Source organism: Klebsiella sp. 141203, assembly GCF_032601985.1.
Classification (GTDB): Bacteria; Pseudomonadota; Gammaproteobacteria; order Enterobacterales; family Enterobacteriaceae; genus Klebsiella; species Klebsiella aerogenes.
On the sequence record NZ_JAQIRL010000001.1, the window covers coordinates 169688 to 189438 of the forward strand.

At 55.3% G+C, this 19751-nt stretch carries 22 protein-coding genes; 9 read left to right on the forward strand and 13 right to left on the reverse strand.

The features are described 5' to 3' along the window. Nucleotides 1-292 precede the first annotated feature (292 nt). Nucleotides 293-553 carry a hypothetical protein gene (locus PGR29_RS00825; protein WP_087860683.1) on the forward strand — a complete coding sequence of 87 codons (261 nt, stop codon included), beginning with the start codon at nucleotides 293-295 and terminating at the stop codon, nucleotides 551-553. Nucleotides 554-577: 24 nt separating this feature from the next. Continuing rightward, on the forward strand, nucleotides 578-1693 hold the full coding sequence (locus tag PGR29_RS00830; RefSeq protein WP_087860684.1) for an AAA family ATPase: 1116 nt from the start codon (nucleotides 578-580) through the stop codon (nucleotides 1691-1693). 4 nt (nucleotides 1694-1697) lie between these two features. Here the strand turns inward: PGR29_RS00830 and PGR29_RS00835 are convergent, their stop codons facing one another. Together PGR29_RS00835 and PGR29_RS00840 are read right to left on the reverse strand one after the other, a co-directional pair. Beyond that, nucleotides 1698-2963, reverse strand: a complete 1266-nt coding sequence (locus PGR29_RS00835) for an MFS transporter (RefSeq protein ID WP_087860685.1) — start codon at nucleotides 2961-2963, stop codon at nucleotides 1698-1700. A 41-nt stretch (nucleotides 2964-3004) separates the two neighbouring features. After that, nucleotides 3005-6112, reverse strand: coding sequence for a beta-galactosidase (locus PGR29_RS00840; protein ID WP_316423849.1), 3108 nt, complete (start codon nucleotides 6110-6112; stop codon nucleotides 3005-3007). Nucleotides 6113-6319: 207 nt separating this feature from the next. On the opposite strand from PGR29_RS00840, the gene PGR29_RS00845 reads away from it, so the two are divergent. The 3 genes from PGR29_RS00845 (at nucleotide 6320) to PGR29_RS00855 (ending at nucleotide 9013) form a co-directional block, all read left to right on the forward strand. After that, nucleotides 6320-7384 (forward strand): LacI family DNA-binding transcriptional regulator, encoded by a 1065-nt coding sequence (locus tag PGR29_RS00845; RefSeq protein WP_316423850.1) that lies wholly within the window; start codon nucleotides 6320-6322, stop codon nucleotides 7382-7384. A gap of 382 nt (nucleotides 7385-7766) precedes the next feature. Then, nucleotides 7767-8015, forward strand: a complete 249-nt coding sequence (locus PGR29_RS00850; RefSeq protein ID WP_087860688.1) for a hypothetical protein — start codon at nucleotides 7767-7769, stop codon at nucleotides 8013-8015. 41 nt (nucleotides 8016-8056) lie between these two features. Beyond that, nucleotides 8057-9013: a sensor domain-containing diguanylate cyclase gene (locus tag PGR29_RS00855; protein WP_316423851.1), complete on the forward strand. Its 957-nt coding sequence runs from the start codon at nucleotides 8057-8059 to the stop codon at nucleotides 9011-9013. A 120-nt stretch (nucleotides 9014-9133) separates the two neighbouring features. Here the strand turns inward: PGR29_RS00855 and mgtS are convergent, their stop codons facing one another. From mgtS to ftrA, 3 genes are all read right to left on the reverse strand, one after another. After that, nucleotides 9134-9229, reverse strand: coding sequence for a protein MgtS (gene mgtS / locus PGR29_RS00860; RefSeq protein WP_004102377.1), 96 nt, complete (start codon nucleotides 9227-9229; stop codon nucleotides 9134-9136). A gap of 139 nt (nucleotides 9230-9368) precedes the next feature. Further along, on the reverse strand, nucleotides 9369-9584 hold the full coding sequence (locus tag PGR29_RS00865) for a DUF4177 domain-containing protein (protein ID WP_015366741.1): 216 nt from the start codon (nucleotides 9582-9584) through the stop codon (nucleotides 9369-9371). A 61-nt stretch (nucleotides 9585-9645) separates the two neighbouring features. Continuing rightward, entirely contained in the window at nucleotides 9646-10650 is a 1005-nt protein-coding gene (ftrA, locus tag PGR29_RS00870) for a transcriptional regulator FtrA (RefSeq protein WP_087860691.1), read from the reverse strand. A 68-nt stretch (nucleotides 10651-10718) separates the two neighbouring features. On the opposite strand from ftrA, the gene PGR29_RS00875 reads away from it, so the two are divergent. Then, complete coding sequence (locus PGR29_RS00875; protein WP_113373449.1) at nucleotides 10719-11132, forward strand: rhodanese-like domain-containing protein; 414 nt, start codon at nucleotides 10719-10721, stop codon at nucleotides 11130-11132. Between the two features lie 142 nt (nucleotides 11133-11274). Continuing rightward, nucleotides 11275-12378 carry a cobalamin-independent methionine synthase II family protein gene (locus tag PGR29_RS00880; RefSeq protein WP_015366738.1) on the forward strand — a complete coding sequence of 368 codons (1104 nt, stop codon included), beginning with the start codon at nucleotides 11275-11277 and terminating at the stop codon, nucleotides 12376-12378. A gap of 29 nt (nucleotides 12379-12407) precedes the next feature. Here the strand turns inward: PGR29_RS00880 and PGR29_RS00885 are convergent, their stop codons facing one another. Both PGR29_RS00885 and ydeE read right to left on the reverse strand, forming a co-directional pair. Continuing rightward, on the reverse strand, nucleotides 12408-12878 hold the full coding sequence (locus PGR29_RS00885) for a helix-turn-helix domain-containing protein (RefSeq protein ID WP_087860693.1): 471 nt from the start codon (nucleotides 12876-12878) through the stop codon (nucleotides 12408-12410). Between the two features lie 116 nt (nucleotides 12879-12994). Further along, on the reverse strand, nucleotides 12995-14179 hold the full coding sequence (gene ydeE, locus PGR29_RS00890) for an efflux MFS transporter YdeE (RefSeq protein WP_113373447.1): 1185 nt from the start codon (nucleotides 14177-14179) through the stop codon (nucleotides 12995-12997). Nucleotides 14180-14372: 193 nt separating this feature from the next. On the opposite strand from ydeE, the gene eamA reads away from it, so the two are divergent. Continuing rightward, nucleotides 14373-15272, forward strand: coding sequence for an O-acetylserine/cysteine exporter (gene eamA, locus PGR29_RS00895; protein WP_316423852.1), 900 nt, complete (start codon nucleotides 14373-14375; stop codon nucleotides 15270-15272). 42 nt (nucleotides 15273-15314) lie between these two features. Here eamA and PGR29_RS00900 read toward each other — a convergent pair whose 3' ends face one another. From PGR29_RS00900 to marR, 5 genes are all read right to left on the reverse strand, one after another. Then, nucleotides 15315-15806, reverse strand: coding sequence for a YbjP/YqhG family protein (locus tag PGR29_RS00900; protein ID WP_308957938.1), 492 nt, complete (start codon nucleotides 15804-15806; stop codon nucleotides 15315-15317). Beyond that, nucleotides 15803-16174 (reverse strand): NlpC/P60 family protein, encoded by a 372-nt coding sequence (locus tag PGR29_RS00905; RefSeq protein WP_087860697.1) that lies wholly within the window; start codon nucleotides 16172-16174, stop codon nucleotides 15803-15805. Before PGR29_RS00905 ends, PGR29_RS00900 begins: the two co-directional genes overlap by 4 nt. Nucleotides 16175-16347: 173 nt before the next feature. Further along, a complete protein-coding gene (gene marB, locus PGR29_RS00910) occupies nucleotides 16348-16554 on the reverse strand; it encodes a multiple antibiotic resistance protein MarB (protein WP_087860698.1) in 207 nt (68 codons plus the stop codon). 29 nt (nucleotides 16555-16583) lie between these two features. Beyond that, nucleotides 16584-16967 (reverse strand): MDR efflux pump AcrAB transcriptional activator MarA, encoded by a 384-nt coding sequence (gene marA / locus PGR29_RS00915; protein ID WP_015366733.1) that lies wholly within the window; start codon nucleotides 16965-16967, stop codon nucleotides 16584-16586. Nucleotides 16968-16984: 17 nt separating this feature from the next. Then, complete coding sequence (marR, locus tag PGR29_RS00920; protein WP_015366732.1) at nucleotides 16985-17419, reverse strand: multiple antibiotic resistance transcriptional regulator MarR; 435 nt, start codon at nucleotides 17417-17419, stop codon at nucleotides 16985-16987. 262 nt (nucleotides 17420-17681) lie between these two features. On the opposite strand from marR, the gene PGR29_RS00925 reads away from it, so the two are divergent. Then, nucleotides 17682-18350, forward strand: coding sequence for a MarC family NAAT transporter (locus tag PGR29_RS00925; RefSeq protein WP_045394562.1), 669 nt, complete (start codon nucleotides 17682-17684; stop codon nucleotides 18348-18350). A gap of 99 nt (nucleotides 18351-18449) precedes the next feature. Here the strand turns inward: PGR29_RS00925 and PGR29_RS00930 are convergent, their stop codons facing one another. Then, nucleotides 18450-19649 (reverse strand): sugar transporter, encoded by a 1200-nt coding sequence (locus tag PGR29_RS00930; protein ID WP_213316010.1) that lies wholly within the window; start codon nucleotides 19647-19649, stop codon nucleotides 18450-18452. Nucleotides 19650-19751 lie beyond the last annotated feature (102 nt).

Here is a 19751-nt window from a genome sequence, read left to right on the forward strand (position 1 = left end):
CTATCAAAACGCACGGCATGCCACTGTAACCAATGTACATTTTGCGACCATTCTCAATGCCAGGCGCAACAAATAAGAGTTGTTAAGATTCACAATTCCACTTTTTTCCTTCATCATTTGTCGGCCTTTACTACTAATAATGCGTGCTTACAAAGTGCAATTTGTTTTTTTTTATATTCCAGGCCGCTATGAACTATAAAAAAGTACTTACGACGATGTTTTTTCCTGCGGCGCTTGGGCGTGGCCTGGGACTTGTTCAATGACATTTTTGACCCCACTCGGGAGGAACACAGTGCACCCGTTAATTAAGGTCATGCTGGTAGGCGGCAAAGCAGATGGTCTGCTGGTCAGCGTCGCCGACACCGCGACGGAAGTTTCCGTCACCCCTGCGCAGTACGGCGCGCCATCCGGGCTGCCGCTGAACTACCGGGTGGTGTCGCAGGTTATTGATAATGAACGTCTGTTTTTTGGCGTATTTAGTGATTCACATCTGGATGCCGATAAGCTCGCCAGAGTCGCGCTAACGCGTGGGATGAAAAAATCGCTCAGTTGAGCGTCGGCGCGCCTGAGGAATGGCATGATTAACCGTATTCGTATTAACAACTTCCGTTCAGTCAGAGAGATTGAACTGGAACTGGGGCCGCTGAACATTGTGTTCGGCCCTAACGGTTGCGGAAAATCGAATATCTACAAAGCGATCCATCTGTTAACCGCCTCGGCTGACGGGCAGTTTTCCAGCTATGTCAGCGAGGAGGGCGGACTGGAGAATATCATGTGGTCGGGAAAGCAGGCGCCAACCGATCGCCATCCGCGGCGTCTGCAAATCGCCTGCCTGACCGATGAATTTGAATATGAATTGCAGGTCGGATTTCCGGAAAAACTGCCGTATCCGACGCAATTCATGCTCGATCCGATCGTTAAAGAAGAGAATATCTGGCTGTCGGGCTTTAACCGCCGGCCGTCGTCGCGTGTACTGCAGCGGAAAAACCAGGCGGCGTTCCTGGTCGACGTCAACGGTGAAAAAAGTACCTTCACCGATACTATTTACGAAAACGAGTCTATTTTCGGCCAGCTAGGCGAGCCGCATCGTTTCCCGGAAGTGTCGCGCGTGCGGGAGACCATGCGCCGCTGGCGTTTTTACCATGAGTTTGCCATCGGCAGGCTTTCACCGCTACGCCAGCCGACGGTCGGCTATCGTTCGCCGGTGCTCGATAGCGATGGCGGCAATCTGGCGGCGGCCTTTCAGACTATCGTCGAAATCGGCGCTGAGGAGTTGCTGCATGAAATCCTCGGCGAAGCGTTTCCCGACTGTACCTTTTTCTGCGAGAACGAAAACTCGCGTTTCGTGATGAAGATGCGCCGGGAGGGGATTTATCGGCCGCTGCTGGCGGCGGAGATGTCTGACGGCACCCTGCGTTTTTTGTGCCTGGCGGTAGCTTTGCTCAGCCCACGGCCGCCGGCGTTTCTCGCCATTAATGAGCCGGAAAACAGCCTGCATCGCCAGATGTTCCCGGCGCTGGCGCGACTGATTGTCGAGGCATCACGCTATAGCCAGATCTGGCTCACCAGCCATTCGGCTGAGCTGGCGCAATTGATCTCGGCGCGAGCGGAGTGCCGCCTCTACGAACTGGAAAACAACGGTGGGCAAACGCAAATTAAAGCGGCGTTGCCGTCATCCCTGACGGAACGTTAATCTCTCAGGCCGCGTTGTTATACTCTGCCGCAGGTAGCAGCGTCTTACCGCCTTTTAAGGTAAACAGCGATATCAGGGTAAAGCTCAGGGTGATTGAGCCGAGGATAAGGTAGGCCTGGTGAAAACCCACGGTGTCGTACATCCTCCCGACCCAGGCCGAAAGCACTACGCCGGAAAGCTGTTTCGACAGGTTAAAGCCGATTAAAAATAGGGTGGCGGAAAGCTTAGGGTTAAATGCGGAAGATATATATTTGAAGGTCCCGACCAGCAGGAACGGTAATTCAAACATGTGCAGCATTTTTAAAATGACCACTTCCACCGCTGAAGTCGCAAATGAAGATCCGAGAATGCGCATCGACATAATTATGCCGGCCGTCAGCAGGGCGTTTTTCGCACCGATACGGTTAATAATTGCCGGGGCGCAGAACATAATCATCGCGTTGAGTAATTCACCGCCGGTGGTGACAAAGCCGAAGACCTCGGTCCCGCGCTGCGGCGTGGCGAAAAAGCCTTTAAAAAAGTTAGCGAACTGCTGGTCGAAAACGTCATAGACGCTGGCGACGCCTACCACATAAATAATAAATCCCCAGAAGCGCGGCATTCGCAGCAGTTCGGCCGCCGTACGCAGAGAAAAGGCCTGGCGGTTGGCGCCGATGGCGTCAATAACCTGCGCGCTGCTGCTGGCTTCCGGACGCGATAGCCATAACAACACGCCAAGCACCAGCGCAAAACCGGAGGCTATCCAGAAGGTAATATTCGGGTCGATGCCGAATAAGATACCGGTAATTGACGCGCAAAGCGCCCAGCCGACGCAGCCCGAGACGCGCACTTTGCCATATTCAAAACGGTTGGCGCGGCTGACGCGTTCAATATAGGCCTCGACAGCGCCAGAACCGCTGGAAAATACCACGCCTAAATAAACGCCCCCCACCAGAGCGCCGGCGATAATGTTTATTTGCAGCAGCGGCGAGAAGACAAAAATAAAGAACGGGGCGAATAAAATAAGCAGTACGGTAATGGTCCACAGCAGATGTTTACGCAGCCCGAGCTTATCGGAAATCAGGCCAAACACCGGTTGGAAAATTATCGCGAACAGCGAAATGGAGGAGAAAACAATCCCTGTTTCGGTTTTCGTTAAATGGTTTACTTCCGCCAGCCACACCGGAAAAAAGGGAAAGTAAGCCGACATAATGAAATAGTAAAAGAAAAAGAACAGCATGAAATAGATAAAATTGTGCCGTTCGCGGGGCGTGAGTTCAGAGAGTTTCATATCTTATTATACCTGTGCGGTGGGGGCCGAAGCCCCCGTTATTATTGACAATGAAGCGTAACCTGATAGCGCCATTGGGCCTCGAGCAGCAGCCACTGTGGCAGAACGCTTGGTGTCCAGGAATCATCGCCGCCCACGCCCATATGCTGGCCGTCGAGCGTGATCCAGACGCCTTTTTCCGGCGCCATGCGATGCCAGTGATCGGCCGTCATCAGCTGTTCCGTACTGTACGGCTGCACCGAAAAGTGGAACTGGCCTGCGACGTGCCAGCGTCCCCAGTCCAGCGCTTTGCAATCGCAGCGCTGACCGTTTTCGCTGGGGAAGATATAGGGCGTGCTCATCTCGCGCAGCGGCTGTTGCCAGCGTGAAAAACAGGCGCTACTTTTGCGATCCGGATAGTTTTCGTGCGGCCCTAATCCCAACCAGCTGACCTCAGCGTGCTGATCGGCGACCTGAAAGCGCAGCCCGACGCGCGCCAGCGGCGGTAACGTTGCGGCTCGTTCGCCATCAACGGTGAGCTGGAGCTTGCCGTCGGCGGTGAAGGTCATGCGCCAGTGGCTGGCAATGACCGTCTCTTCGCCGCGCAGATAGTGCCAGTAGCTATCAACTATCACCTCCCGCGCCAGCTGTTGCGCCTCGCATTTCACACAGCGGGTCGTCAACTGGTACAGACCGGCGCTCTTCCAGCGCTCGACCCAGGCGTTCGGATCGATACGTTCGACTTCGCTGACGCCAATATCATTGTCCAGCGGCGCACGGACAAACTGATCCTCCAGCGGCGTCAGCAGTTGCTGTTCTCCCGCGCAATACCATTCGCTTAAACGTCCGCTTTGGCGATCGATAACCCAGCGCTGGGATCCGACGCTGACCTGATAGAGCGTGGGCTCAATCGTCAGGACGGGCGCCGGGCCTTCGGCGGAGGTCTCTGATAGCGCCAGCGGCGCGGCAAGCGTTAGCTGCTGCCAGGCGACGCGATGACCGGGCTCAGACCATGACGTCGCCTGCGGCTGGATCACTTCGAGCTGCAGCCAGACATCGCGGGCGCCGCGCGGCAGGGACAGGCTGTCGCTAAGGGTGAATTCCGCCCGTTCTTGCGGCGCCAGCGTCAGCGCTAAGTCGCCGCTGGCTATCGTTTCTCCGGCGCACTCTACGCGCCAGCGCAGCGTTTCGTTATCGGTGGCGCGGAACAGGTATTCGCTGGTGATAGCAATCCGCAGCGGATTTTGTTCGAGCAAGGCGAATTGGAAATACTGTTGCGCATGTTTGGCCTCGATAAGCGAAGGATGGGCGCGCCGGTCGGGGAATACCAGGCCATTCATGCAGAACTGCCGGTCGTTAGGCTTATCGCCGAAATCGCCGCCATAGGCCCAGCCGACGCTACCATCCGGGAATGTTTTCTCGATTGCCTGGTCGGCCCAATCCCAGATAAAACCGCCCTGCAGGCGTGGATAGTCGCGGAAGGCTTGCCAGTAATCGGCGAAATTGCCCAGGCTATTGCCCATCGCGTGGGCGTATTCGCAGAGGATCAACGGACGCTGTTCGCCAGGCATCCCGATCCACTTTTTGATCGACCATTTGGGCACCGCCGGGAAGGGCTGGTCGCGCTCGACGCGGGCGTACATCGGGCAGATAATATCGGTGGCGCTGCTGTCGGCGCCGCCGCCTTCATACTGTACCGGCCGCGAAGGATCGTTGTGCTTCAACCATTGGTACATGGCCTGATGGTTGTCGCCGCAGCCGGACTCATTACCCAGCGACCAGATAATGATCGAGGGGTGGTTGCGGTTGCTTTGGACCATACGGGTGACGCGCGCGCTATAAGCGGCAAGCCAGGTCGGATCGTCAGACAGCCGATTCATCGGCACCATGCCGTGAGTTTCGATATTGGCTTCGTCTACTACGTACAGGCCGTAGCGGTTGCATAGCTCGTACCAGCGCGGGGCGTTGGGGTAGTGCGAACAGCGCACGGCGTTGAAATTGTTCTGCTTCATCAGCAGAATGTCCTGCACCATATCCTCTTCGTTGACCACCTGGCCGCGCTGATGATGATGTTCGTGGCGGTTGACGCCGCGAATCAGCAGCGGCTTGCCATTGAGTAACAGTAGCCCGTCACGGATTTCGACCTGGCGAAAACCCATGTCCCAGGCTTCCGCTTCCAGAAGCGTCTCGCCGCGCCATAGCGACACCACCGCGCGGTAGCAATGCGGCTGCTCGGCGCTCCACAGTCGCGGGCGCTCGACGTCGAGATTGACGATTGCCCGCTCGGCGTAGCTGCCGCGTTCATCAACAATCGGCGTACCCAGCGGCTGGCGCTGGCTGGCAATCCGTGTCTCGCCATCCCACAGCGCGACCTCCACTTCCAGCGCCGCCAGCGCTTCAGGCGCGGCCTCGACGCTAAGTTTGACCTGCAATTGCGCGTCGCGATATAGGGCATCGAGCTGCGGGGTTAATTGCACATCGCTGAGGCAGGCCTGCGGTTTATGCAACAGCCAGACCGAACGGAAGATACCGCTCATGCGCCACATATCCTGATCTTCAAGCCAACTGCCCGCGCTCCAGCGCATCACCATCACGCACAGGCGGTTGGCGCCTGGCTGCAGATACGGGCTTAAATCAAAGGCGGCGGGCAGGCGGCTATCCTGGGAGTAGCCGACCCACTCGCCGTTGCACCACAGATGAAAGGCGGAGTTGACGCCATCAAAGATAATTTGCGTTTGCCCTTCGGCCCGCCACCCCTCATCGACGGTCAACTGTAACGAATAGCAGCCGGTAGGGTTGTCTTCGGGCACCCGCGGCGGCACGGTATCAATCGGATAGCGGACGTTGCTGTATATCGGCGCGTCATAACCCTCCATTTGCCAGTTTGAAGGCACCGGCGTCGGGCGGCTGTCTGGCAGGTCATGCAGTAGCCAGCTGGCATCCACCTCAAATGGACTGCGGGCATAGGAAAATTGCCATTCGCCGTCCAGCTGACGGCGGCGGTCGGAAGGGCGGTTGTCGCGCGCCGCATCGGCATCGCGCCAGCTGGCAAAAGAGGGATGAGCGGGCAGTCGGTTGAGGTGAGTGATAGTCTGGTTCTGCCAGTCCTGGCGGGCCAGAACTTCGTGAAAAGCGGGACCGCGAGCGGCGCCTGAATCATATCGTTGCATACGCATACCTGACGGATAATGGTAATAAATGTTATTCGCTAAACAATCTCATCGGGTTATCGGGTATTTTCCACAGACCCGCAATGTTGGCGAAAATGAAACCCATTCACGATCACGAATCACGGCTGAAATAGCAGATTTCTGTCGTAAGGAAGACATAAAATGTTAGCGTAAGACATTAAGCCTTTTCACTGACAGGAGTATGCGATGCAGCGCCGTTCAGCCACTTTAGAAGATGTCGCCCGCGAGGCGGGCGTATCGCAGCAGACGGTTTCGCGGGTGGTGAATAACCCGCAGATTGTGGCGCAGCGCACCCGTGAAAAGGTGCTGCGTGCGATGCAGACGCTGCACTATGTGCCTAACCGTTCGGCACAGCTATTGGCGGGCAAAGCGGCGGCATCAATAGGGCTTATCACCGCGTCGTTGACCTTACACGCGCCGTCGCAAATTGCCGCGGCGGTGAAACGGTATGCCGGTGAGCAGGGGCTGGAGGTCGCCATTGCCATGCCGGCGCAAAGTGATTATCCGGCGCTGCAGGCGCGGCTGGATGAGTTTCGCGCCCAGCATATTCGAGGCGCCATTATCAGCCTGCCGCTTGAGAGCAGCGTCGCCGAACGGCTGGCCGCGGAAAATACGGATATCGCCTGTCTGTTTCTCGATGTCTCGCCGGAGACGGATGTCTCCTGCGTGCGTTTCGATCATCGTGATGGCTGTGGCGCCTGCGTGCGCCACCTTTGGGAATTAGGACATCGCGAGTTCGGCCTGTTGGCCGGGCCGGAAAGCTCGGTGTCGGCGCGGATGCGCCTTGGCAGCTGGCGCGAGACGTTGCACCGGCTGGGGGTCAGTCAATCGATCACGGTATTCGGTGACTGGAGCGCCGCCAGCGGCTGGCAAAAAACCTTCGAGTTGCTGCATAAAAACCCGAAATTAAGCGCGATTGTGGTCGCCAACGATCAGATGGCGCTTGGGGTGTTAAGCGCGCTGGCGCAGCTTAATCGACGCGGCAGCCAGGCGATTTCGGTGACCGGTTATGACGATACGACCGATAGCCTTTACTTTCAGCCGCCGCTTACCACTGTCGCCCAGGATTTTGATCTGTTAGGCCGCCGGGCGGTGGAATTACTGATGCAGCAGATGGCGGCGCCGACCGGCCGCCTGCGCGAACTGCTGCCGGCGCGGCTGGTGGTACGCCAGTCGACGTGGCCGCTCGGGACGCAGGATAGTACCGCGCCGCTGATCGCGGAACTTAAAGCGCTGGTGGAGAAGCTATGAGTACGTCTGCGGTTTAAGATTTATTGAACAAGGGCGTGCTAGCCTGCGAGTCAGACGTAGGAAGTCCCGACGCTTTTCTACGAAAACGCTAAATACAATCTACGATCTATCCATGCAAGCATTTATTCACCGCCAGTCACATGGCGGTTTTTTTTTGCCCATTCGCCCCGGCCTCGTCGCTTGTCGATTTTATTATCTTCTGCTGGTTGCCGGTAATTTGCGCTGATAGCAGCGTAAACACGTTGTTTTTTATGGCGTAGGTCTCGGCTTTTCCGCGGGCTGTATTTTTGCAGGCAGCATAAAATGCTGATAGCTATTGGGATGGAAAAAACGGCCAGGGCTAACCATACTGATGACAATGTAACAGGAGGTGGTGCTCTCAATGAACGATGATTTTCAGGCGATTAAGAACGAATTTGCTAAGTATGCCGATACGGCGCAAGGGACCGCGGTGGCTTTCGCCATGTATGAAGATTTAGCCCGACGGCTGGCAAATTACTTCCACAACCTCGATCAGCTCAATAAACGCCGTTTTCTGCTGAAGCTGGAGGAGGGGGAGCGCGAAATTGGTACCCAGGGCAGCTATGACTGGTATGGGGCGCTGACGCGCTTTTCATCTGCTGCTCATTAATCCCGCCACCCGATTTTTTCGCTTTATTGCAATGAGGCTTTATGAAATTCCCAGGCGTACCGGAAAATGAAGAAGAAAGACTGAAATCGCTGTATCTGGCGGACCTGCTGGATACCCGTGACGATGAGCGTTTCGAACGCCTCACCCGGCTGGCTAAAAAAATTTTTCAGGTGCCGGTGGTACTCATCAGCCTGCTCGACCGTGAACGGCAGTGGCTGCTCGCCTGTCAGGGATTGGGGATTCGCCAGACCCGGCGCGATATCTCTTTTTGCGCCCACGCCATCTTGCAGGACGGCGCCTTCATCGTTAACGATGCGGTCAATGACGATCGTTTTTATGATAACCCGCTGGTGACGGGCGAACCCTATATCCGCTTCTACGCGGGCTATCCTGTTCATCTGCCCGATGGCGCCGTGGCCGGCACGCTATGTCTGATTCATACCACGCCGCGCGATTTTAACGATGAAGAGATCGCCGTACTCAAGGATCTGGCGTATATCGTCGAGGATGAGTTCCAGGTGATTGGCATGGCGATGACCGACAGTCTGACCGGCATCGCTAACCGACGCGGCTTTTACCGCATCGGCGATAAACGTTTCCGTACGCTTACGAGTAACTCAACCCCGTTTAGCCTGGTCTTTTTTGATCTCGATAAATTCAAACCCATTAACGATCTGTGGGGGCATGCGGAAGGCGACGAGGTGCTAAAAACCTTTGCGGCGTTTCTGGCGCAACATCTGCTGCCAGGCGAGGTTGTCGGCCGTTTAGGCGGCGATGAGTTCGCCGCGATGATTACCCGCAACGGGCGTGCCGACACATTCTTGCAAAAGCTGCGTGAGAGTGTCGATCATTACAACCAGACGTCAGGTAAGCCCTATAACATTAATTACTCTTACGGCGAGCTACAGAGTGATGCCAGCCGTTATCCGACGCTTGGGGATATGCTTAAACAAAGCGATGAAGTGATGTATTCGCGCAAGCGTAGAAAAACCTTATAAGCGGCAGTAAACAGGCGGTGGGGATGATGTGGCAGGCGTTCGAAGAAGTGACTTAAAGCAGAACGCCCCCTGGTGCAACAGCAGCAGGGGGCGCTTACGGGTGGGGATTATCGTCGTTCATCAGTCATCCCATTTGTGGCTTAGATACGCGGCCAGAAAACCAAAGAACAGGATTGTTCCCAGTACGGCCATAAAAACATGCATATTTCCCAGCATGGTCTACCTCCATCTTATTTATGCGCTAATGTTGTCCTCATTGAACAGGGTTTACGGTTGTTGAATAGATAGTATCCTGGTCAATCTAAACAAACGATTAACCAGAATGGCGTTATGTTATATGAAATAAATTAACGCATCAGATGGCGCGTTCGAGCACAAATAAATACGCTTCGCGCGACCAGAACAGGGCGCTGCGGCGGCGTTCGACCGCCATGGTTTTGACTTCCCAGCCCTGCTGCGTGTACTCAGTGAGGAACCGGCTCATTTTATCGGGATCGGCCTTGGCTTCGCCGAAAAACATACTGCCCAGCAGTCCCTCTTTATAGATAACGACGCGACACTCTTTTTTCATCAGCTTAATCCTTGCAGGTGTAATTCAACGACGCGAATTATTGTCGCAGGCCATCTTAATATTACCACTGACCGGTGGAAAACTTTTTTCGATATTGCAGCGGGCTCACGGCGAATTGCTGGCGAAAGTGATGACGTAGCGTACTGGCATTAGCGAAACCGCAAATTTCGGCGATTCTGTCGATGCTGAGACGGCTATCGGTGAGATGCTGGCGGGCGCGAAGCAAGCGCTCATCAAGCAGCCAGCGGGCCGGTGATTTGCCGGTCGCCTGCTGAAAACGGCGCAAGAAAGTACGCGGGCTCATATCCATTCGCTGCGCCAGCGAGGCAAGGGTATGGCTCTCAGCGAGATGCTGATGCAGGTAATCAAACAGCTGGCCGAGGCGCTGGCTTTCACGCGCTGTCGCCACCGGGCGAATCACCTGCTGCGCTTGCCCACCGTCGCGGTGCGGCGACACCACCAGCCGCCGGGCGACGATATTCGCCGCTTCATGGCCGAAATCTTCGCGCACCAGATGCAGGCAGAGATCGATGCCCGCGGCGCTGCCGGCGGAGGTCATCAGCCGCGCATCACCGACGTACAGCACGTCTTCCACCACCTCAATCAACGGAAAACGCTCCTGCAGCCGGGCAGTATAACGCCAATGGGTGGTGGCCTGCCGTCCATTGAGCAATCCGGCGGCGGCGAGCACAAATACACCGGAACAGATAGAGACGATTCTGCAGCCGCGCGCATACGCTGCCGCCAGCGACTGGCACAAAGCCTGAGGAACATCGCTCTCTATGCCTCGCCAGCCGGGTACGACGATGGTGTCCGCTTCATCAAGCAGCGCCAGCCCGCCATCGCTGACGATACGGATACCACCGGTGGCGCGAAGCTCGCCATCATCGACGGCGGCGACCGCGAACCGATACCAACTTTCGCCCATTTCCGGGCGCGGGAGGCCAAAAATCTCCACCGCCACGCCGAACTCAAAGGTACACAGGCCGTCATAGGCCAGAACGACGACTTTTGGTGGTGACAGTGTCACATTGTGGGTTGTCAGGATTTCAGCGTTTTCTGTCATCAATGGGGGCGGTGGTCCGGGTACGGTGGTGGTTAAAGTAGTGTTACCACAGACAAGGAGAATACGCCATGAGTGTTGTAAGCCAATTTACGCCAGCCGCCCCGGCCGATGCCGCTGCCTGGTTTGCCCATAAACTGAGTGTCGAAACCGACTGCGCGGATGTCCACCACGCCATGCAGCATGGCGAACAGGACTTTGTGCTGCTGCACGTCATCGGCAGTCAGGATGTTTTCGCCCGTCGCCACCTGCCTGGCGCGCTGCATCTGCCGCATCGCGAGATCAATGCCGCGCGAATGGCGCAGTGGCCCGCGGAAACGCTGTTTGTTGTCTATTGCGCCGGGCCGCACTGCAACGGCGCGGATATTGCCGCCTTAAAGCTGGCGCAGCTTGGCCGACCGGTAAAAATGATGCTCGGTGGACTGACCGGTTGGGCGGATGAGGGGTTCGCATTTAGCGTCAGCGAAACGAGCAACATGAAATAAATTCAATAGCCATGAATTTTTCTCGTTTGCTGATGCTCCCTCTGCATGACAGTATCTGGACATATAGACATCCAGAAGTCTAAAAATTCAAATAATGAATTATCACGGCGGGCAACTACCTGTCTGCCGTTAAGGAGAGAACATGCAACGTCACCAGGCCCCGTTCCGCGCAGATATTGTCGGCAGTTTTTTACGTCCCAACGCCATTAAGCAGGCGCGCCTGCAGCTGGCGGAAGGCAATATTGATGCCGGCCATCTGCGTGAAATTGAGAATGAAGCCATCCGCCAACTGGTTCAGCAGCAGTGCGATTGCGGCCTGCACGTGGTGACCGACGGTGAGTTCCGGCGCGCGTGGTGGCACTTCGACTTCTTCGACGGTCTGGAAGGCGTTGAACGTTACGATTCAGAGAAAGGTATTCAGTTCAACGGCGTACAGACTAAAGCGCACGGCGTACGCGTGACCGGTAAACTGGGCTTCGGCAACCATCCAATGCTGGAAGATTTCCGCTTTTTGAAAAGCGTCAGCGGTAATGCGCAGCCGAAAATGACCATCCCCAGCCCCAGCGTGCTGCACTTCCGCGGCGGGCGTAAAGATATCGATAGCACGGTATACCCGGACCTGGCCGAATACTTCGACGATCTCGCAACCACCTGGCGTGACGCGATCCGCGCTTTCTATGACGCTGGCTGCCGTTATCTGCAGCTTGATGATACCGTCTGGGCCTATTTATGTTCAGACGAACAACGCCAGCAGGTACGCGAGCGCGGTGACGATCCGGACGAACTGGCGCGTACCTATGCCCGGGTGCTGAATAAAGCGCTGGAAGGGAAACCGCAGGATCTGACCGTTGGTCTGCACGTCTGTCGCGGTAACTTCCGTTCGACCTGGATTTCAGAGGGCGGCTACGAGCCCGTGGCGGAAATTCTCTTCGGCGGCGTCAACATCGATGCGTTCTTCCTCGAATATGATAATGACCGTTCCGGTGATTTTGCCCCGCTGCGCTTTATCCGTCCAGGCCATCAGCAGGTGGTGCTTGGGCTGATCACCACCAAAAACGGCGAACTGGAAAACCCGGAAGGCGTGAAGGCGCGCCTGCAGGAAGCGGCGCAGTATGTGCCGCTGGAGCAGATTTGCCTCAGCCCGCAGTGCGGCTTTGCCTCCACCGAAGAGGGCAATTCGTTAAGCGAAGCCCAGCAGTGGGATAAAGTGCGGCTGGTCACAGGGATCGCCGCCCAGGTCTGGTGAGGAGATAGCCCGCTTTAAGCGGGCTTTTTCTATTTGCGCAGCAGGCGCTGTAGCCGCGCCTGTCGCCACTGGCGGATCCACCCGGCAAAGACAAACAGACGTAATCCCCGCAGCAGCAATAACGCGCCCCAGACGATCGCCACCCACACTGACCAGTAGACATCCGGTTGGGTAAAACGGTTAATCACCAGCAACAAAACGCAAACCGTGACCGCCACGCTCAGCGAGCGAAAAAAACGGCTCTCCTGATGCAGGCGGCTTTTCGCTTCTTCGATACGTAAATCGAGCGATGCTTCGTGACCGACGGGAGCATCGTCGCTGAGTTCGGCCACATTTATCTCAAACACTGCCGCCAGGGCGCTCAGGGTTTCTAACCCCGGACGATCGCCGTTTTCAATCCGTTGGATAGTGCGAACGCTGACGCCAGCCAGTTCGGCAAGCTGTTCCTGGGACCAGGCGCGCTGCAGACGTAATTGCTTTACTCGGGTGCTGCTGTTCATGATGTTAATCTCCGGATGGGAACCTGAGACCAGTGTGGTTTTTTAGCCTGCCGGGCGCCACGACGGGCACCCGACAGACAGGCGACAGCAACCCGACAGCCGTATGACGCCTGGGTTTACGCCTGTACGGTTTGCCAGGGACGCACGTTCATCCCGCGGAAAATCATCAGCCAGGCGGCGACTATCGCCAGCATTAAAATGAAGAATAGCGACCAGTGCGGCAGATGGGTAAGGATTATCCCCGTTAGCATCGGATTGAACGCCGCGCCTAACCAGCCTAACGACTGGGCGGAAAAATAGCTGGCTTTCATGCCGGGTGGGGCAATCTGATCGATCAACATATATTCTCCCGGTGCATAAATAACTTCGCCAAGGGTAAAGATAGCGGCGGAAACGCCCCACATCACCAGATTATTACCGGAGAGGATAAATCCGCCGAGTCCTACTACATAGCACAGGGTGCCGAAGGTCATCAGCGGGCGGATGTTTCGCGCCGAAAGCCGTCGCCCGACGGCATATTGCAAGGCGACGACCACCGCGGCGTTGACCGGCAGCACTACCGCGACCACCTTTTCCGCGAAGTCGCTGGTGCCTGCGGCCAGCACATACTGCGAAATGCAGGAGGCGAAAGAGCCGCCGACAAACGACGCCAGCAGGCCGGAAAAGGTAAACCACAGCAAGGCGCGGTCGCGCAAAAGCACCGACGGCGTCCACTGCGGCGCGGCGCCTTCCACGCAGGCGGCAGAGGTGCGCTCGACGAAGAGCTGGATAAACACCAGCGGGAAGGCGGCGCACAGCGCGGCCAGCCAGAAAGGCAGGTTAATGCTCTGCATCACCAGCAGGGTGCCGATTGGCGGCCCAACGGTCCAGCCGATATTGAGGAAGGTATAGTTGAGCGAAAAGATGCGCGCTTTTTTCTCCGGCGTCAGCACGTCGGCAAACCAGGCTTTCAGCACGGTAGAAAAAACCGAATAAGCGCAGTTGATTAATGAGAAAAAGAACACCACCAGCGCCACGCTATTGACCGCGGGGATGGCGATAAATCCCGCGATAAACGCCGCGATGGCGATCAGCATATAGCGTTTTTTGTCGAACTTATCGGCAAGAATACCGAAGCCCATGCTGAAGATAACGCCGACGACCAGCGCGACGGAGAGCGCATAGCCGATGACATCGACTTCCAGTTGGAACCGACGGGTGAGATAAATCGTCATAAAAGGAAGCGTTGCGCCGCGGCCGATGGTTAACAGCAACGACGACGCCAACAGCGCTATCGTTGAGCGCCTGATGGTGGTTGTCATTTTTTCCTTGCCTGATGAAGTGTTTTATTTTTGTTGTGCCCGATCACAAATAGCATGCTAACTGAGCCTTGTATAGCGGGCTCCGTGTCGGAAAGTGCCTTCAGCACCTGCTAAAAATAATGATCTGTTCGAGCGGCGGGAATTTGGTTACTTTGACGGTGGTCATCGTTGACCAGAAAGACAGGGGCATCGTATGACGCGCAGAGATGGACTGCTGGCAATGCTGGTAGTGGTGGTGTGGGGGCTTAACTTTGTGGTGATTAAGCTCGGATTACACAATATGCCGCCGCTGATGCTGGCGGGGTTACGTTTTTTGCTGGTGGCGTTTCCGGCGCTGCTGTTCGTTGCGCGGCCCAAAATACCGCTGCGTCTGCTGCTGGGTTACGGCCTGACCATTAGTTTTGGCCAGTTCGCCTTTTTATTCTGCGCGATTAACCTCGGTATGCCAGCCGGGCTGGCATCTCTGGTGCTGCAGGCTCAGGCCTTTTTCACTATCGTGCTGGGCGCTTTTGTCTTTGGCGAGCGGTTACAGGGAAAGCAGGTCGCCGGTATCGCGCTGGCGATTTTTGGCGTACTGGTACTGGTTGAAGCCAGCCTCCGCGGCCAGCATGTGCCGCTGGTCGGCTTTATGCTGACTCTGGCGGCGGCGTTTAGCTGGGCCTGCGGCAACATTTTTAACAAAAAGATTATGTCTCAGCAGCACAAGCCGCCGATTATGTCGCTGGTGGTGTGGAGCGCGTTGATTCCGGTTTTACCGTTCCTGCTGGCGTCGAGTATTATTGATGGGCCGCAGGCGATGGCGACAAGCCTGGTGAATATCGACGCGACGACCGTGCTATCGCTCATGTATCTGGCGTTTGTCGCCACCATCGTTGGTTACGGCATCTGGGGGGCGCTGCTTGGGCGTTATGAAACCTGGCGGGTAGCGCCGCTGTCGCTGTTGGTACCTGTGGTAGGGATGGCCAGCGCGGCTCTGCTGCTCGGCGAACGGCTCAATGGTCTGCAGCTGCTGGGGGCGGCGCTGATTATGGGCGGGCTCTATATTAACGTGTTCGGTCTGCGGCTTTTGCGTACCACGGCAGGGCGGGGATAAATCAAGCCCCGGTATGTGCCGGGGCTTGACGCTGTCGACCCTTTAATACTTGTTTTGGGCAGCAGATTTTGCCTGGGCTATTGCTCCGGCATTAAATATCGGTTGCTCATAATGATGGCTTACATCCCTTACGCGATATATCTTCCACTTACCATTTTCGCAGCGCATATATGCTTCAAGGTGTAAAACATCACCGTTTTCAATACCGATCCATACCGGAATAACCGTTCCCCCCATTAAAGCGCGGGCATGACCAATCTTAAGATTTGCTATCCAGGACGAATCATAATCCTGAACATAAGTAAAATAATCAGATCCGACAATCTCTTGCTCAGGAATAGCCTCGATATTACCAAGTCTGCTCAGAGTATCAGCCGAAATATATTCTTGCAGCTGATAATATTCATCATTACTGCTTGCCAGAAACTCCAGATACGATGAGTAAAACGCCTCAGCGCGGTTAGCCGGACTCTCTTGAGGATGGCCCACACACGCTGAGAGTAAAAATAGTATCATTAAGGGGAGAGCTCTCATTGATTCATCCTGTATACCTTGAACGCTGGCTGTAGACGACGATAGCCAGGACCTGGATACATGCTTCGTTGGGTGAAGTCGGATATCCACTGCTTGCCGTCATACATTGTCATGTGCCCGCTAGGGTTGCCTCCCGCATAAGGCTGAATCACTGCGACATCGCCGCGCAGTATCGTCGAACCCGGTGGCACTTCTTTAAATCCGGCGCGCAATAATATTGGCCCATAATCTTTGGCGTCGCGCGTGCGCTCAAGTTTAATTCCTCCGGCTTCTATAGCCTGGCGGATGTACTTTGCACATTCATAATGAGATTGCTTATGGGCATGCGAGCGGAGATGAGTAATAGACGTTTGCTTATTCCAAGCCACTTTTATTCTTCCCTGTATCAAATTTACAAACAGGGAATTAATACATAAATGACCGCGTCAGGATATCTGAAAATGCAAAAAAGCGAGCAAGACTAAAAAAGCTGATGCGCTAAGGAGTGGAGAACCCTCAGCACATCAGCCGAATCAATAATTATTGGTGAATGATATGGGCGTCAGTTGTAATACGGTACGCCCAGCTCATCCGATTTGTCATTGCCGGCAGCCATGTGATTAAAATCAAACGGCGAGTCGTTATGTTCGGAAGGGATAATCATCGCATCCCGGTTATTGTGGCGAACCGGAGTGGTGGTTTGCTCCGCATAACTCTGACCGGTGGCCAGCGCCATTAGCACGATGGCGGCGGTAGCGAATAATTTCATGATTTCCTCAATACGTCTTTTGCAGGCGATTAACAACAATAATTATTTAGCGGCATCAGGTAGCGGGATTCACCCGGAACGTTGGTGATGCGATATTTATGCGGCGGTACATCGAAATAGTTTTTAAACGTCCGCGTCAGCGTCTGCTGCGATTCAAAGCCGTAGCGCTCGGCCAGATACAAAATCGGCTCATTACTCTGCTTGAGTTTTTGCGCGATTTCCGTCAACTTGCGGCTGCGGATATACTGGCCCAGCGAGTGGCCGGTCTCTTTCTTGAACATTCTTTGCAGGTGCCATTTGGAGTAACCTGAGCGCTCCGAAACTTTCTCCAGCGACAATGGAGATTCCAGGTTCTCTTCGATCCACGACAAAATACTATGGATAGTGATGGCGTCGTTATTGCGTCTGGACATCATCTTACCTCTTCTTATTACGGCAGGACTTTCTTGAGCAGTTGCTCAAGCATGACCACTTCGTCTGCCGTTAGATTTTTTGTTAGTTCCTGGTGCAATTTTTGACCCACAACCTGATGACAGTGCTCACAAAGGGCTGCGCCTTCTGGAGTCAGTTGCACCAGAATGCCGCGCTTGTCATTGGGGTTGGGCAACCGTTCTATCCAGCCTTTGCAGACGAGTCTGTCGAGCATGCGCGTCATTGCGCCTGGATCGACCGACAGAACGGTCTTCAGCTCAACGGGTGTCGTACATACCTCGCAGCGAATGGAACAGAGCACCCGAAATTGGGTAGCGGTGATATCCATGGGTGAAAGGTAGTCGTTGAGCAGTCGATCTTTTTTCTGGTTAACCATCTGGATCAATCGGCCGAGAGGGATCATCTCGTTGAACAGATTGTTAGTGTTTTCCATGATAGTTGCCCAGGCAATTATTTAGTTGCGATGGATATTATTGCCGCGGCAATCATAAGTCAACATTATGAATTCGCCGATGCCACGATTTGCTAAAGATTGATAGTTTGATGCCGGTCACTTTTTTCCATTTTACTAACGCTTGTTATTTTTTATCGACGTGATTTTTTCAGTGGGTGTGGCATCTGAGTCGCTGCTGTCGATATACTCACGGGGTGAAACTGTACTGAAAAAATGATACTTAACGGGATGTTGACTCACTATGCTGGAACTCTTTAAAGCAATAGGGCTCGGTCTGGCGGTGATTTTACCGCTGGCGAATCCGCTCACCACCGTGGCGCTGTTCCTCGGCCTGGCGGGCAATATGAACAACGCCGAGCGTAACCGGCAATCGTTGATGGCATCGGTATATGTCTTTGCGATCCTGATGGTGGCGTGGTATGCCGGCCAGGTGGTCATGAATACCTTCGGCATTTCCATTCCCGGCCTGCGTATCGCCGGCGGTCTGATCGTAGCGTTTATTGGTTTTCGCATGCTGTTTCCGCAGCAGAAAGCCCATGATTCGATGGAAGCGAAAATCAAATCGGAAGAACTGCAGGATGAACCCACGGCGAATATCGCCTTCGTGCCGTTGGCGATGCCCAGTACCGCCGGGCCAGGCACCATCGCGATGATTATCAGCTCCGCCTCGACGGTAAAACACGGCGTTGATTTCCCGGAATGGGTCGTGCTGGCCGCGCCGCCGATTATTTTTGCGCTGGTGGGGATCATTCTGTGGGGCTGCCTGCGTAGCTCAGGGGCGATCATGCGACTGGTGGGCAAAGGCGGTATCGAGGCGATTTCCCGCCTGATGGGTTTTCTGCTGGTCTGTATGGGCGTGCAGTTCATCATTAACGGCGTGCTGGAAATTATCACCAACTATCACGCCTGATCGCGGTAACTTTCTGAAAGGCCCGGCGACGTGTCTGTTTCGGGCCTTTTGGGGATAGGATGTCGGCGCCGCGAGCGGCATTGACCGCCCGCGGCGTTATCATGAGTGATGCGCTTGTTGTTCATCCAGCGGCGAAGGCCAGCGGCGAAAAATCATCACTGCCCAGACCAGCGCTACCAGCGCCGGCACTGCGCCAACGTAGCCTATCGCCGACATTGACAGCTGCGTACTCACCTGGCTGCCGACCAGCGCGCCGGCGCCAATACCAATATTGAAAATCCCCGAAAACAGCGACATCGCGACATCGGTAGCATCCGAAGCCAGCGCCAGCACTTTCACCTGCATGCCGAGGCCGATGACCATAATCGCGATCCCCCAGAATACGCTGAGCAGCATGAGCTGATTGGCGTTCCTTGAGGCGGGTAGCAGCAACAGCAGGCATATCAGCAGCATGGCGATAGCGGTCGTAATCAGTCCGGAAGCATGTTGATTGCCCAGCTTGCCGAAGACAATACTGCCGATAATACCCGCGCCGCCGAGCACTAACAGCAGTAGGGTGGCGAAGTTACCGCTAAGGCCTGCGACGGTTTGAACGAAGGGTTCAATATAGCTGTACGCCGTGTAGTGGGCGGTTACCACGATAACCGTCAGCAGATAAATGCCGAGCAGCGCCGGACGGCGGAACAGCACCGGCAGGCTCTTCAGCGAACCGGAATGTTCGCTTGGCAGCGCCGGCAAGAGTTTCGCCAGGCACACCAGCGTCGCTAAAGCGCCAAGACCAATGGCCAGGAAGGTGGTACGCCAGCCGAAATATTGCCCGACGATACGGCCAATAGGAATGCCGAACACCATGGCCAGCGCGGTACCGGTGGCGATAAGACTTAGCGCCTGGGCGCGCTTGCCGGGAGGGGCCATACGGATAGCCAGCGCGGAGGTTATCGACCAGAACACCGCGTGGGCGAAGGCGATACCAATGCGGCTCACCACCAGCACCGTGAAGTTCCACGCGAAAAACGACAAGACGTGGCTGGCGATAAATAACACGAACAGGCCAATGAGCAGGCGACGGCGTTCCATCTGGCTGGTCAACAGCATGAACGGCAGCGACATCAATGCCACTACCCAGGCATAAATGGTCAGCATGATCCCGACCTGGGCCGTTTCCATGCCGAAGCTGTCGGCAATATCGGACAGCAAACCGACCGGGGCAAATTCCGTGGTATTAAAGATAAAAGCGGCAATTGCCAGCGTGACGACCCGCAGCCACGCGACTTTGCGTGAGACCGTATTTGTAAGCATAAATTCCGGGCTGGTAGTTATGAGAAGAAGAGGAGGCGATCTTAAAACGAATGCTGCTGAAAATACAATCACTTTGTGATCTGCGTCTCATTTTATGCTGAC

Excerpts from the sequence above, each read along its gene's own strand:
- PGR29_RS00830 (WP_087860684.1), top strand. The coding sequence starts at position 578 with ATGATTAACCGTATTCGTATTAACAACTTCCGTTCAGTCAGAGAGATT.
- PGR29_RS00835 (WP_087860685.1), bottom strand. The coding sequence starts at position 2,963 with ATGAAACTCTCTGAACTCACGCCCCGCGAACGGCACAATTTTATCTAT.
- PGR29_RS00840 (WP_316423849.1), bottom strand. The coding sequence starts at position 6,112 with ATGCAACGATATGATTCAGGCGCCGCTCGCGGTCCCGCTTTTCACGAA.
- PGR29_RS00845 (WP_316423850.1), top strand. The coding sequence starts at position 6,320 with ATGCAGCGCCGTTCAGCCACTTTAGAAGATGTCGCCCGCGAGGCGGGC.
- PGR29_RS00850 (WP_087860688.1), top strand. The coding sequence starts at position 7,767 with ATGAACGATGATTTTCAGGCGATTAAGAACGAATTTGCTAAGTATGCC.
- PGR29_RS00855 (WP_316423851.1), top strand. The coding sequence starts at position 8,057 with ATGAAATTCCCAGGCGTACCGGAAAATGAAGAAGAAAGACTGAAATCG.
- mgtS (WP_004102377.1), bottom strand. The coding sequence starts at position 9,229 with ATGCTGGGAAATATGCATGTTTTTATGGCCGTACTGGGAACAATCCTG.
- PGR29_RS00865 (WP_015366741.1), bottom strand. The coding sequence starts at position 9,584 with ATGAAAAAAGAGTGTCGCGTCGTTATCTATAAAGAGGGACTGCTGGGC.
- ftrA (WP_087860691.1), bottom strand. The coding sequence starts at position 10,650 with ATGACAGAAAACGCTGAAATCCTGACAACCCACAATGTGACACTGTCA.
- PGR29_RS00875 (WP_113373449.1), top strand. The coding sequence starts at position 10,719 with ATGAGTGTTGTAAGCCAATTTACGCCAGCCGCCCCGGCCGATGCCGCT.
- PGR29_RS00880 (WP_015366738.1), top strand. The coding sequence starts at position 11,275 with ATGCAACGTCACCAGGCCCCGTTCCGCGCAGATATTGTCGGCAGTTTT.
- PGR29_RS00885 (WP_087860693.1), bottom strand. The coding sequence starts at position 12,878 with ATGAACAGCAGCACCCGAGTAAAGCAATTACGTCTGCAGCGCGCCTGG.
- ydeE (WP_113373447.1), bottom strand. The coding sequence starts at position 14,179 with ATGACAACCACCATCAGGCGCTCAACGATAGCGCTGTTGGCGTCGTCG.
- eamA (WP_316423852.1), top strand. The coding sequence starts at position 14,373 with ATGACGCGCAGAGATGGACTGCTGGCAATGCTGGTAGTGGTGGTGTGG.
- PGR29_RS00900 (WP_308957938.1), bottom strand. The coding sequence starts at position 15,806 with ATGAGAGCTCTCCCCTTAATGATACTATTTTTACTCTCAGCGTGTGTG.
- marB (WP_087860698.1), bottom strand. The coding sequence starts at position 16,554 with ATGAAATTATTCGCTACCGCCGCCATCGTGCTAATGGCGCTGGCCACC.
- marA (WP_015366733.1), bottom strand. The coding sequence starts at position 16,967 with ATGTCCAGACGCAATAACGACGCCATCACTATCCATAGTATTTTGTCG.
- marR (WP_015366732.1), bottom strand. The coding sequence starts at position 17,419 with ATGGAAAACACTAACAATCTGTTCAACGAGATGATCCCTCTCGGCCGA.
- PGR29_RS00925 (WP_045394562.1), top strand. The coding sequence starts at position 17,682 with ATGCTGGAACTCTTTAAAGCAATAGGGCTCGGTCTGGCGGTGATTTTA.
- PGR29_RS00930 (WP_213316010.1), bottom strand. The coding sequence starts at position 19,649 with ATGCTTACAAATACGGTCTCACGCAAAGTCGCGTGGCTGCGGGTCGTC.